We start from the raw sequence: 13545 nt of genomic DNA on the forward strand, positions 1-13545 counted from the left end.
TGTTAACGGAAAGAGCTAAAACATGGCTGATCTGAAAAAACTGGCAGAAGACATCGTAGGTCTGACACTGCTTGAAGCACAAGAACTGAAAACCATCCTCAAAGACGAGTATGGCATCGAACCAGCTGCCGGTGGCGCTGTAATGATGGCTGGCCCAGCAGACGCTGGCGGCGGCGCAGAAGAGAAATCTGAATTTGACGTCGTTCTCAAGAACGCCGGCGCTTCCAAGATCAACGTGATCAAGGAAGTCCGTGGCATCACCGGTCTGGGCCTGAAAGAAGCCAAAGACCTGGTTGAAGCCGGTGGCAAAATCAAAGAAGGCGTCGACAAAGCCGAAGCCGAAGACGTAAAAGCCAAGCTGGAAGCAGCTGGCGCAGAAGTCGAACTGGCCTAATCGGTCTACTTCAGGGATCGCTTTCTTTCAAAGAAAGCGGTCGGAAACTTTCAAAGTTTCCGATGTTCCCGAATAAAACATTGGCTGGATGGGGAGAAATCCCTGTCCAGCCAAACCTGTCTTGAAGGGTGCTTTTGATGGGCAAAGCATCCTTCTGGAGAGGTCCAGAGGTCGGAAGGTGTGCGGTGGGACGCATGCCAGCATAGACCGGACTAATCCGCTCTGATGGACGCGTCACGGCCCCGGTGGCGGCGTTCAGGCAAGAGATACGAAAGGTATTACGACACATGGCACAATCCTTCCTTGGCCAGAAGCGTCTACGTAAATATTATGGCAAAATCCGCGAAGTGCTGGACATGCCGAACCTCATTGAGGTCCAGAAATCATCATACGATCTGTTCCTGAACTCCGGCGATGCCGAAGTGCCCACCGATGGTGACGGCATTCAGGGCGTGTTCCAGTCGGTATTCCCGATCAAGGATTTCAACGAAACATCCGTGCTTGAATACGTCAAGTACGAGCTGGAAAAGCCAAAGTACGATGTTGAGGAATGTCAGCAGCGTGACATGACCTATTCCGCGCCGCTTAAGGTGACCCTGCGTCTGATCGTGTTTGAAGTGGACGAGGACACGGGCGCCAAGTCTGTTAAAGACATTAAAGAACAAGACGTGTTCATGGGCGATATGCCCCTGATGACACCGAACGGGACGTTCATTGTGAACGGGACCGAGCGCGTGATCGTTTCCCAGATGCACCGCTCCCCCGGTGTGTTCTTTGACCACGACAAGGGCAAGACCCACAGCTCGGGCAAGCTTTTGTTTGCGTGCCGCATCATTCCCTACCGCGGCTCCTGGCTGGACTTCGAATTCGATGCCAAAGATATCGTGTTCGCGCGCATTGACCGTCGTCGCAAGTTGCCTGTCACCACATTGCTTTATGCGCTGGGGCTGGACCAGGAATCCATCATGGATGCCTATTACAACACGGTGACATACAAGCTTCAGGCCAAAAAGGGCTGGGTTGCGCCGTTCTTCCCGGACCGTGTGCGGGGCACACGTCCAACCTATGACATCATCGACGCCAAATCCGGCGAGATCCTGTTCGAGCAGGGCAAAAAGGCCACGCCACGTGCGGTCAAGCAATTGATCGACGCGGGTGAGGTGACCGAGCTGTTGCTGCCCTTCGATCACATTCAGGGCAAATTCGTTGCCAAGGATATCATCAACGAAGAAACCGGCGCGATCTATGTCGAGGCTGGCGACGAGTTGACACTTGAGTACGACAAGGACGGCGATCTGATCGGCGGTACGGCCAAGGAATTGGTCGACGCGGGCATCACCGAGATTCCGTTGTTGGACATCGATAACGTCAATGTCGGTCCATACATGCGCAACACCATGGCGAACGACAAGAACATGAACCGCGACACCGCGCTCATGGATATCTACCGTGTCATGCGCCCGGGCGAACCGCCCACCGTTGAAGCCGCATCGAACCTGTTCGACACGTTGTTCTTTGATAGCGAACGGTATGACCTGTCGGCTGTTGGTCGTGTGAAAATGAACATGCGCCTTGATCTGGACGCCGAAGACACGCAGCGCACCCTGCGCCGCGAAGATATCGTTGCCTGTATCAAAGCATTGGTTGACCTGCGCGACGGGCGCGGCGACATCGACGATATTGACCACCTTGGCAACCGTCGTGTGCGTTCTGTTGGCGAGCTGATGGAAAACCAGTACCGCGTTGGCCTGCTGCGCATGGAGCGCGCGATCAAGGAGCGTATGTCTTCTGTCGAGATCGACACAGTCATGCCGCAGGACCTGATCAACGCGAAGCCTGCTGCTGCTGCGGTTCGTGAATTCTTTGGCTCGTCGCAGCTGTCGCAGTTCATGGACCAAACCAACCCGCTGTCCGAGGTCACGCACAAGCGTCGCCTTTCAGCGCTTGGGCCTGGCGGTCTGACACGTGAGCGTGCCGGTTTTGAAGTACGTGACGTTCACCCGACCCACTATGGCCGGATGTGTCCGATTGAAACGCCGGAAGGTCCGAACATTGGTCTGATCAACTCGCTGGCGACCTTTGCCCGAGTGAACAAATACGGCTTTATCGAAACGCCTTACCGTGTGGTTAAGGACAGCACCGTCACGGACGAAGTGCACTATATGTCCGCGACCGAGGAAATGCGTCACACTGTGGCGCAGGCGAACGCGTCGCTGGATGTGAACGGCAAGTTCACAAACGAGATGGTAAACACACGCCGCTCCGGTGACTATACGCTGGCACCTACGGAAAGCGTTGATTTGATCGACGTTTCACCAAAGCAGCTGGTCTCAGTTGCGGCCTCGTTGATCCCGTTCCTTGAAAACGATGACGCCAACCGCGCTTTGATGGGGTCGAACATGCAACGCCAAGCGGTGCCATTGCTGCAAGCGGAAGCGCCGCTTGTTGGGACAGGCATCGAAGAAGTTGTGGCACGGGATTCCGGTGCGGCTTACATGGCGAAACGTGGTGGTATCATCGACCAAGTCGACGCCAGCCGTATCGTTCTGCGCGCCACCGAAGATCTTGAGTTGGGTGATGCGGGCGTAGACATTTACCGCATGCGTAAATTCCAACGGTCGAACCAGAACACCTGCATCAACCAGCGTCCGCTGGTGAAAGTGGGTGAGAAGGTCACAAAAGGTCAGGTTATCGCCGATGGTCCATCCACGGATATGGGTGAACTTGCCCTTGGTAAAAACGTGGTCGTCGCGTTTATGCCTTGGAACGGGTACAACTATGAGGACTCCATTCTGATTTCCGAACGGATTTCACGCGATGACGTCTTTACCTCGATCCACATCGAAGAGTTTGAGGTCGCCGCGCGTGACACCAAGCTTGGGCCAGAGGAAATCACACGCGACATTCCGAACGTCGGTGAAGAAGCGCTGCGCAACCTCGACGAGGCGGGCATCGTTTACATCGGCGCGGATGTTGAACCGGGCGATATTCTGGTCGGCAAGATCACACCGAAGGGCGAAAGCCCGATGACACCGGAAGAAAAGCTTCTGCGTGCCATCTTTGGTGAAAAAGCTTCTGACGTGCGTGACACATCCCTGCGGGTAAAGCCGGGTGACTTTGGTACGGTTGTAGAAGTGCGCGTCTTTAACCGCCACGGTGTGGAAAAAGACGAACGTGCGCTGCAGATCGAACGTGAAGAAGTCGAACGTCTGGCACGTGACCGGGATGACGAATTGGGCATTCTGGATCGCAACATCTACGCGCGTCTGCGCGGTATGATCCTGGGCAAGGTTGCAGTGAAGGGGCCGAAAGGCGTCGCATCCAACAGCCAGATCACGGAAACCATGCTGGATGACGTCCTGACCCGCGGTCAGTGGTGGCAGCTTGCACTGGAAGACGAAGATGACGCGAAAATCGTCGAAGCCCTGAACGAGCAGTACGAGATCCAGAAGCGGGCCTTGGATGCGCGGTTCGAGGATAAGGTCGAGAAAGTCCGTCGTGGTGACGATCTGCCTCCGGGTGTGATGAAGATGGTCAAAGTCTTTGTTGCGGTGAAGCGCAAGCTGCAGCCGGGCGATAAAATGGCGGGCCGTCACGGGAACAAAGGTGTTATTTCCAAGGTTGTACCAATGGAAGATATGCCGTTCCTCGAAGACGGGACGCCGGTTGACTTCTGTTTGAACCCGCTGGGTGTTCCATCGCGTATGAACGTTGGTCAGATCCTTGAGACACACATGGGCTGGGCCGCACGCGGTCTGGGTCTGAACGTCGATGAGGCGCTGCAAGAGTACAAACGTTCCGGCGATTTGACACCTGTACGTGAGGCGATGAACATCGCCTATGGCGCGGACGTTTATGCCGAAGGTATCGAAGGTATGGACGAGGAAACGTTGCTGGATGCGGCGTCCAACGTCACACGTGGTGTTCCGATTGCGACGCCGGTATTCGATGGTGCCAAAGAGGCAGATGTGAACGACGCGCTGGTACGTGCCGGCTTTAGTTCATCTGGTCAGTCGGTGCTGTTTGACGGCCGTACAGGCGAGCAGTTTGCCCGCCCTGTGACCGTGGGTGTCAAGTACCTGCTGAAGCTGCACCACCTTGTGGATGACAAAATCCACGCGCGTTCTACCGGTCCATACTCGCTGGTCACCCAGCAGCCATTGGGCGGTAAAGCGCAGTTCGGTGGTCAGCGCTTTGGTGAGATGGAGGTCTGGGCCCTTGAGGCGTACGGCGCTGCATACACCCTGCAGGAAATGCTGACTGTGAAATCGGATGACGTGGCCGGCCGGACGAAGGTCTACGAAAGCATCGTCAAGGGCGAGGACAACTTTGAAGCGGGCATTCCAGAGAGCTTTAACGTTCTCGTGAAAGAAGTCCGCGGCCTCGGCCTGAATATGGAACTCCTGGATGCGGAGGAAGATGAGTAACGCCAAAGCTCATCTAAGCGGATCGGGCGATTTTGCCCGATCCGCACCTCCCCCCAATTCAAGGATTTGAAAATGAACCAGGAACTGACAAACAACCCGTTCAACCCCGTCACGCCGATGAAGACGTTTGACGAGATCAAGGTATCCCTGGCCTCGCCAGAGCGTATCCTGTCGTGGTCGTTCGGTGAGATCAAAAAGCCCGAAACCATCAACTACCGGACGTTCAAGCCCGAGCGTGACGGCCTGTTCTGTGCGCGTATCTTTGGCCCGATCAAAGACTACGAATGCCTGTGCGGTAAATATAAGCGCATGAAGTATCGCGGCGTTGTCTGCGAAAAATGTGGTGTCGAAGTTACGCTGCAAAAAGTTCGCCGCGAGCGTATGGGCCACATCGAGCTGGCCTCGCCTGTGGCACACATCTGGTTTCTAAAATCACTGCCGTCCCGGATCGGTCTCATGCTCGACATGACACTGCGTGATCTGGAACGCGTGCTGTATTTCGAAAACTACGTGGTGATCGAACCCGGTCTGACGGACCTCACCTACGGTCAGATGATGACCGAGGAAGAGTACATGGACGCGCAGGATGCTTACGGCATGGACGCGTTCACCGCCAACATCGGTGCTGAAGCGATCCGCGAAATGCTCGCTGCGATCGACCTTGAAGCAGAGGCCGACCAGCTGCGTGAAGAGCTGAAAGAAGCCACAGGCGAACTGAAGCCCAAGAAGATCATCAAGCGCCTGAAGGTGGTTGAAAGCTTCCTTGAATCCGGCAACCGGCCTGAGTGGATGGTTCTGACAGTGATCCCCGTGATCCCGCCAGAACTGCGCCCGCTGGTGCCGCTGGATGGCGGTCGCTTTGCGACGTCTGACCTGAACGATCTGTATCGCCGGGTGATCAACCGTAACAACCGTTTGAAGCGTCTGATCGAACTGCGTGCGCCCGATATCATCGTGCGTAACGAAAAGCGGATGTTGCAGGAATCTGTAGACGCCCTGTTCGACAACGGTCGTCGTGGTCGTGTGATTACCGGTGCCAACAAGCGCCCGTTGAAATCACTGTCCGACATGCTGAAGGGTAAGCAGGGTCGCTTCCGTCAAAACCTTTTGGGTAAGCGCGTCGACTTCTCTGGCCGTTCGGTCATTGTGACAGGGCCGGAGCTGAAGCTGCATCAATGTGGTTTGCCGAAAAAGATGGCGCTCGAGCTGTTCAAGCCGTTCATCTACAGCCGGCTTGAAGCCAAAGGTCTGTCTTCCACGGTGAAGCAAGCCAAGAAGCTGGTCGAAAAGGAACGCCCCGAAGTTTGGGATATCCTCGACGAAGTTATTCGCGAGCACCCTGTCATGCTGAACCGTGCGCCTACGCTGCACCGTCTTGGCATTCAGGCGTTCGAGCCGGTTCTTATCGAAGGTAAAGCGATCCAGCTGCACCCGCTGGTTTGTTCCGCATTTAACGCGGACTTCGACGGTGACCAGATGGCGGTTCACGTGCCGCTGTCGCTTGAAGCACAGCTTGAAGCGCGCGTTCTGATGATGTCCACGAACAACGTTCTGTCGCCGGCAAACGGCGCACCGATCATTGTTCCTTCTCAGGATATGATTTTGGGCCTGTATTACACCACGCTTGAGCGTGAAGGTATGAAGGGCGAAGGCAAAGTATTCGGCACCGTCGACGAAGTGCAGCACGCACTCGACGCGGGTGAGGTACACCTGCACACCAAGATCAAGGCGCGGATCAAGCAGATCGACAACGAAGGCAACGAAGTGCTGATGCGCTTTGACACCACGCCCGGCCGTGTGCGTTTGGGGGCCTTGCTGCCGTTGAACGCCAAGGCACCGTTCGATCTGGTCAACCGTTTGCTGCGCAAGAAAGAAGTGCAGCAGGTGATTGACACGGTTTACCGTTACTGTGGTCAAAAAGAGTCGGTTATCTTCTGTGACCACATCATGACCATGGGTTTCCGCGAAGCCTTCAAGGCCGGTATTTCGTTTGGTAAAGACGACATGCTGATCCCCGATAGCAAGTGGCCACTGGTCGAAGAAACACGTGAACAAGTCCGCGACTTTGAACAGCAGTACATGGACGGCCTGATCACTCAGGGCGAAAAGTACAACAAAGTTGTCGACGCATGGTCAAAGTGTAACGACAAGGTCACCGACGCGATGATGGGGTCGATTTCCGACACCACCTACGCTGAAAACGGGGCAGAGAACGAACCGAACTCGGTTTACATGATGGCCCACTCCGGTGCGCGTGGTTCCGTGACGCAGATGAAACAGCTCGGCGGGATGCGTGGTTTGATGGCCAAGCCGAACGGCGACATCATCGAGACACCGATCATCTCAAACTTTAAGGAAGGTTTGACCGTTCTCGAATACTTCAACTCCACCCACGGTGCCCGTAAGGGTCTGTCGGATACGGCTTTGAAGACTGCGAACTCGGGTTACCTGACACGTCGTCTGGTAGACGTGGCGCAGGATTGCATCGTTCGTATGCATGACTGTGGCACGGAAACTGCGATCACTGCCGAAGCTGCGGTGAACGACGGTGAAGTTGTGTCGTCCTTGGCCGAGCGTTTGCTGGGCCGTGTTGCGGCGGACGATATCGTCAAGCCGGGTACGGACGAAGTGATCGTGCCGGCCGGTGGTCTGATCGACGAACGTATGGCGGATCTGATCGACGAACATGCGGTGCAGGTTGCACGCATCCGTTCGCCGCTGACCTGTGAAGCCGAAGAAGGCGTTTGCGCAACCTGTTACGGTCGTGACCTTGCCCGTGGTACTTTGGTGAACCAAGGCGAAGCGGTGGGTATCATCGCGGCGCAGTCAATCGGTGAACCGGGTACACAGTTGACGATGCGGACATTCCACATCGGCGGCGTTGCACAGGGTGGACAGCAGTCCTTCCTCGAAGCGAGCCAAGAGGGCAAGATCGTGTTCGAAAACGCAATGACCCTTGAGAACGCCGATGGCGGGATCATGGTCATGGGCCGGAACATGAAAATGCTTATCGTTGGTGAAGACGGTGCAGAGCGTGCGAGCCACAAGATCGGCTATGGTACAACGCTGTTCGTCAAGGACGGTGATACCGTTGCACGCGGCGACAAGCTGTTCGAATGGGATCCCTACACGCTGCCAATCATCGCCGAGAAGTCCGGTATGACGAAGTTCGTGGACCTTGTGTCCGGGATCGCGGTTAAGGACGAGACCGATGATGCGACAGGTATGACGCAGAAGATCGTGATCGACTGGCGTGCGGCACCTAAAGGCAACGAGCTGAAGCCGGAAATCCTGTTGGTGGGTGAAGATGGCGAGCCGCTGCGCAATGACGCGGGCAACCCTGTGACCTATCCGATGTCTGTGGACGCGGTTCTGTCTGTTGAAGACCAGACAGAAGTCAAAGCCGGTGACATCATCGCGCGTATCCCGCGTGAAGGTGCCAAGACCAAGGACATTACCGGTGGTCTGCCACGGGTTGCGGAACTCTTTGAGGCACGTCGCCCCAAGGATCACGCGATCATTGCAGAGATCGACGGCTATGTGCGCTTTGGTAAGGACTATAAAAACAAGCGCCGTATCGCGATTGAGTCCTCCGAGGATCCGGATCACAAGGTTGAATACATGGTGCCCAAGGGCAAGCACATTCCGGTTGCGGAAGGTGACTTTGTCCAGAAGGGTGATTACATCATGGACGGCAACCCAGCGCCGCATGACATCCTTGCGATTATGGGTGTCGAGGCTTTGGCCGACTATATGATCGACGAAGTTCAGGACGTGTATCGTTTGCAGGGCGTTAAGATCAACGACAAGCACATCGAAGTGATCGTGCGCCAGATGCTGCAGAAGTGGGAGATCCAGGAATCTGGTGACACCACGCTGCTGAAAGGCGAACACGTCGATAAGCAGGAGTTCGATCAAGCCAACGAAAAGGCACTGTCCAAAGGCGGCCGTGTTGCCAAGGGCGAACCGATCCTGCTGGGTATCACCAAAGCGTCCTTGCAGACCCGTTCGTTCATCTCTGCGGCATCGTTCCAGGAAACAACGCGGGTTCTGACCGAAGCATCGGTTCAGGGCAAGCGCGACAAACTGGTCGGTCTGAAAGAGAACGTCATCGTGGGCCGTCTGATCCCGGCCGGTACCGGTGGTGCGACCATGCAGATGCGTAAAGTGGCAAGCGACCGTGACAATGTTGTCATAGAAGCGCGCCGCGAAGAAGCAGAAGCAGCGGCAGCCCTGGCGGCACCTGTGGTCGAGAACAACGACATCGTCGGTGGCGATGTGTTCAACTCGCCGACCTTTGACGAGGAAAGCCGCGATTGATTTCGCCCTGACCCTTAATTGATAAGAAGCCCCCGCAGTATGCCAACTGCGGGGGCTTTTTGTTTTTATTCTGCCCGCGAGAGGAGACAGGCAGAATAAAGGGGCTCGATAGAGGGACGCGCGGGGCTCAGTTTACGACGCTTTTAATGAACTTACCGGTCGACATGCGCATCCTGAATTTACCATTGCGGATCCAGTCAGGCTTCATACGGATATGGGCCAACTGACCATTCCCGATCTTTTGGTTCAGACGCATGGCCACATCAATATAGCCGTCCGGCCCCGGTTTTGCCGACACGACTTCGCCAAGGAACGTGCGGTCCGAAGACCAGATGGTTGTGCCCAGTGCGTCGCGTGCCACGTCTTTCGACACGACGGAGTTGGACAGGCGTGTGACTGTATTGCCGTTGATCGATGCCCGCCCACTGTGACCATCACGGCCACGCCCAACGGAGGGGCTTGCGCCGCCACCGCTGTTGTTGCCAGCGTTGGCGTTCCCGTTACCGGCGTTGCCGTTACCAGAGCCGCCGTTCCCATTACCGGAATTGCCGTTGCTGTTACCGCTGCCGGAATTTCCGTTGTCGGACCCGTTGTTCCCGCTGCCCGAGTTTCCGGTCCCTGAGCCGTTGCCAGACCCGCTGCCGGATCCGCCGGTTCCTGCGCCGCCAGTACCGCTGCCCGTACCGCTATTGCCTGACCCGCCACTGCCTGACCCGCCACTGCCTGACCCGCCACTGCTTGACCCGCCATTGCCGGACCCGCCGCTGCCCGAACCACCGCTGCTCGAACCACCGCTACCGGCCCCCCCACTGCCAGAGCCACCACTGCCAGTACCGCCGTCACCCGAACCGCCAATGCCCACGCCTACGCCCGCACCGACACCTACGCCGCCCAATCCGACACCAACGCCGCCCGCGCCAACACTGCCTGTACCGCTGCCCGAGCCATCGCCAGATCCCTGACCTGATGCATCGCCATTGCCGGAGCCGCTGCCGCTGCCGCTTCCGACACCTGCACCAACGCCGACACCAACGTCACCGACATCGGCGCCGACGCCCACGCCGACACCGCCGCCGCCAACGCTGACGTCCGCACCAATACCAATACCGCCAAGGCCCACATCAAGGGCAAGCGCGCTCGACCCGATGCCGACGGAGACAAGAGTTACGAGGGTGAAATGTTTTACATTCTGCATGATCATTTCCTCACTTTTTTACAAAATACACATGCGATCCACGTCCAATTTGTAAGACCACAATCGGTTACATCCTCAAGCCTAGGGGCCGGATATGGCTCAATTTTGACGTGTGAGTTGAAATTTGCGGATCGTAAAACGGGCGCTTTGAAGGCTGGAAAAGTTCGGCAATACCATGTGCTTACATGGAGAGAGTAACTTTTTCGGAATGCGAATTTAGGCGCAAAGTTGATGTTTTCAGCTTCAAATAAGTGATTTTTGAACGGTTTTGGCAAAAAACGACCAAACCCTGCACGCTGCGAAATGCGCGATCGCACTGAAAGGCATCGACGCCTCTTCCGCCCCCCGATGCAATCCCTTACGTTGCCCAAAACACAACCAACCACAGGGCAGCAGTGAAACTCAAGGCACAGATCAAAGGGCTGATGCGGTTTTCCTATCTGTCCGAAAACGGGTTTGCCAAATCGACCCAAGGCATGGATGCCATGCGCGAGATGCTATACGATCCTGCGCGTCTGTCGCGCCGGTTCAAGCTTTTCGAACGGCTGGCGTTTCATACCATGTCGCTTCAGGAAGATACGGATTTCACCTGCGCCGTGCTGATCGGCGACAGCTTTCCGGACAAGGCACGCGCAGAGCTTGAGGACATCATTCGCGATTTCAAGCCGATGCAGATCGTGTCCTTGCCGCCGCTGGTTCATATCCAAGCGGTCAAACAGGCCTTTAACGCGCTGCCGGATGATCCATCCGCGACCCATATTGCGACCTTCCGTCAAGATGACGATGACGCGATGCACCGCAGCACGACGGCGCGGATCAGGGCCGTGGCAGACAATTTGTTGCAGGTGCGCACCGATACCAAGCCCTTTGTGATCGCGTTCAATCGCGGCCTTTATCTGGATCCGACCAGCGAAACGCCGATTACCGAATGGTATGAACGTGCCCCCTTGGGGATCGGTTTGGCGATGGTCACGCCCAAGGGGGATCATGCCACGGTGTTCCGGCGCAATCATCGGAACCTGATGGAATACTACGATTGCTACAGCGAGGTGGCGCGGCCGATGTGGATCAGGTCGGTGCATGCGGACAATGATTCCACCGCCCAGCCGCAGGGCAGGGCCGGTGCGTTGCGTCCGCGCGGTGTTCGGCGGGTGTTGGCGGATGGTTTCGGGCTGACGCCTGAAATGCTGGATGATCTTTAGGATGTTAGGGTTTTGAGATGTCGGTGAACCTTGCAGGGGCCCTGCTGATGATGGGGTCGATGGCGTTCTTTGTTCTGAACGACACGATGCTGAAACTGACCGGCGGTGCCGTGCCATTGTTCCAGCTGTTGTTTGTGCGCAGCCTGATCACCTGTGGGCTGATCCTTGCCACCAAGGGACGGCTGGGCGCGCTGCATTTCAATATCGCGCGGCGTGACTGGGTGATCATCTGGGTGCGCGCGGCCACGGAAGTGATGATTTCGTATTTCTTCCTCACCGCGTTGTTCAACATGCCTCTCGCAAATCTGACGGCTATTTTGCAGGTGGTGCCGCTGGCGGTGACATTGGCAAGCGCGGTGATCCTGCGCGAGGCCGTCGGATGGCGGCGCAGTCTGGCGATTGCCGTGGGGTTTTGCGGCGTGCTGCTGATTGTCAGACCGGGGGCCGAAGGGTTCAACATCTGGTCGATCTATGCGCTGATCGCGATGATCGGTGTTACGATCCGCGATCTGGTCACCCGCAAGCTTTCGCCAACTGTGCCGTCCATGACGGTAACACTGGTCACGGCGGCATCCGTGATGACCGCTGCGGGGCTTGCGTCGCTCGGCACGCCTTGGGTTGCGATCTCCGCCCAGTCATGGGGGCTGATCGTGGCGTCGGCATTTTGCATTCTGGGCGGGTATTTCTTTTCGATACAGGTGATGCGTTCCGGCGATGTATCGTTCACCGCTCCTTTCCGGTATTCGGGGCTGGTCTGGGCGCTGATACTGGGGTGGTTCGTTTTCGGCGAATGGCCGCATGTGCTGACGCTGGTGGGGGCGTCAATTGTTGTGGCGACCGGGGTGTTCAGCTTTTACCGCGAACGCAAGCTGTCAATCGGAGGATAACGCCGCAAAAGCGGCGGCGACGGCATCTGTGTCAATGGCGTAGGTCGCTTTGAAATGCGCCTTTCCAGAGGCATCGAGCGGTGTCAGACGCGGCGCTTTGATACCAGGCTTCTGGCGGGAATCATTATAGTCGTTGTGACCACGGATCAGCATATCCTGCCCCGAGAACGTCACAGTCGGCATCTTTTGCCCGACCTTCATATGGGCGAAGTTCATCACGCTGAGCGGCAGGTCCGGCTGGAACATCAAAGCCAGCGCAGCGGTGGTATAAGGCGTATTGGTCGGGGCGACATCAAGGCCCCGTGCAGAGGGTCGCGCGATGAAACCCTGATTGAAATCAATTGCGATATGGCGGTGTTTGGCGGCCAAGGGCAAAACATCCTGCGCTGCTTCGCGCAGGCGTTCGATATAGCTGCAGGCCACGGCGTCATCGTCATCCATACGGAATTGCAGGCAGGCGTCGCCGTCAAACCGGCGCACAGTATTGATCGCTTCTTGCATGATTTTGCGATGCGGGGCAGGGGGATAGGCACGGATCACCGCCTGGGGCATGTGTTCGACTGCGGCGTGCAGCCGGTCGAGGTAACGGGCCGGCAGGCTTTCACCGATCACGATCAATAGGGTAAAGTCATCGTCTGATTGCGCCATAAGCGGGGGCAATGTCATGGTTTCGAAGGTCGCGAAACGTTCGGCCATCCGCGCGGGCGCATATAGGTAGTCCATGCGCTCTTGCAGGGTGGCGTGTTCTACTTGAAACCCGCCGTCACCGGGGTAGGAAAAGCGGCAGATGCCAATTGTTTGCATGGGGTCTGTTGCCTTTTCTGTGTTGGTCTACCATTACAGGCGGCCCGCAGCCGCGCAAGGCGGTCCATGCGGTTGACACCTCTGGAACCATCGCCTATACGCCCGCTATCTCGGTCGCGGAGGTCTCCTTTGCCAGCCGAAATCATAACTTAAGTGGTCAAGATCCGGTCTATTGCTGACTCGGTCCTCTGGTGCCCCACCGCCTCGCTTTCCTCGGTACGGATGCGTTGCGGTGTTTTCGCTTTGTCGAAAGACAAGGCACAGAATTTGAAACCGCGTTGGGGTCAGCCCCGCGCATCTGATGTAGACAGAACGG

General features: G+C 56.7%; 7 protein-coding genes. 5 read left to right on the plus strand and 2 right to left on the minus strand.

The window, feature by feature from the left end:
- The first annotated feature begins 22 nt into the window (after positions 1 to 22).
- The 3 genes from rplL to rpoC all read left to right on the plus strand — a co-directional run bounded on the left by rplL (position 23) and on the right by rpoC (position 9141).
- Positions 23 to 394, plus strand: coding sequence for a 50S ribosomal protein L7/L12 (gene rplL, locus Z947_RS0106775; protein WP_025043554.1), 372 nt, complete (start codon positions 23 to 25; stop codon positions 392 to 394).
- A gap of 287 nt (positions 395 to 681) precedes the next feature.
- The gene (gene rpoB, locus Z947_RS0106780) at positions 682 to 4821 is read left to right on the plus strand and encodes a DNA-directed RNA polymerase subunit beta (protein WP_025043555.1); all 4140 of its coding nucleotides are present in this window, start codon (positions 682 to 684) and stop codon (positions 4819 to 4821) included.
- A gap of 72 nt (positions 4822 to 4893) precedes the next feature.
- Positions 4894 to 9141, plus strand: coding sequence for a DNA-directed RNA polymerase subunit beta' (gene rpoC, locus Z947_RS0106785; protein WP_025043556.1), 4248 nt, complete (start codon positions 4894 to 4896; stop codon positions 9139 to 9141).
- Positions 9142 to 9268: 127 nt separating this feature from the next.
- Here rpoC and Z947_RS22035 read toward each other — a convergent pair whose 3' ends face one another.
- A complete protein-coding gene (locus Z947_RS22035) occupies positions 9269 to 10336 on the minus strand; it encodes a hypothetical protein (protein ID WP_156026629.1) in 1068 nt (355 codons plus the stop codon).
- 395 nt (positions 10337 to 10731) lie between these two features.
- Between Z947_RS22035 and Z947_RS0106795 the strand changes: the two genes are divergently transcribed.
- Together Z947_RS0106795 and Z947_RS0106800 are read left to right on the plus strand one after the other, a co-directional pair.
- On the plus strand, positions 10732 to 11538 hold the full coding sequence (locus Z947_RS0106795; protein ID WP_025043558.1) for a glycosyltransferase: 807 nt from the start codon (positions 10732 to 10734) through the stop codon (positions 11536 to 11538).
- A 17-nt stretch (positions 11539 to 11555) separates the two neighbouring features.
- Positions 11556 to 12425, plus strand: coding sequence for a DMT family transporter (locus Z947_RS0106800; protein ID WP_025043559.1), 870 nt, complete (start codon positions 11556 to 11558; stop codon positions 12423 to 12425).
- Here the strand turns inward: Z947_RS0106800 and Z947_RS0106805 are convergent.
- Positions 12411 to 13229, minus strand: coding sequence for a putative rhamnosyl transferase (locus Z947_RS0106805; RefSeq protein WP_025043560.1), 819 nt, complete (start codon positions 13227 to 13229; stop codon positions 12411 to 12413). The two genes, Z947_RS0106800 and Z947_RS0106805, sit on opposite strands and share 15 nt — an antisense overlap.
- Positions 13230 to 13545: the final 316 nt, after the last annotated feature.

Origin of the sequence: Sulfitobacter geojensis, from assembly GCF_000622325.1 — a bacterium.
Classification (GTDB): domain Bacteria; phylum Pseudomonadota; class Alphaproteobacteria; order Rhodobacterales; family Rhodobacteraceae; genus Sulfitobacter; species Sulfitobacter geojensis.

What these genes read in the sequence shown, in the direction of transcription:
- rplL (WP_025043554.1), top strand. Translation starts at nt 23, where the DNA reads ATGGCTGATCTGAAAAAACTGGCAGAAGACATCGTAGGTCTGACACTG.
- Z947_RS22035 (WP_156026629.1), bottom strand. Translation starts at nt 10,336, where the DNA reads ATGCAGAATGTAAAACATTTCACCCTCGTAACTCTTGTCTCCGTCGGC.
- rpoB (WP_025043555.1), top strand. Translation starts at nt 682, where the DNA reads ATGGCACAATCCTTCCTTGGCCAGAAGCGTCTACGTAAATATTATGGC.
- rpoC (WP_025043556.1), top strand. Translation starts at nt 4,894, where the DNA reads ATGAACCAGGAACTGACAAACAACCCGTTCAACCCCGTCACGCCGATG.
- Z947_RS0106805 (WP_025043560.1), bottom strand. Translation starts at nt 13,229, where the DNA reads ATGCAAACAATTGGCATCTGCCGCTTTTCCTACCCCGGTGACGGCGGG.
- Z947_RS0106800 (WP_025043559.1), top strand. Translation starts at nt 11,556, where the DNA reads ATGTCGGTGAACCTTGCAGGGGCCCTGCTGATGATGGGGTCGATGGCG.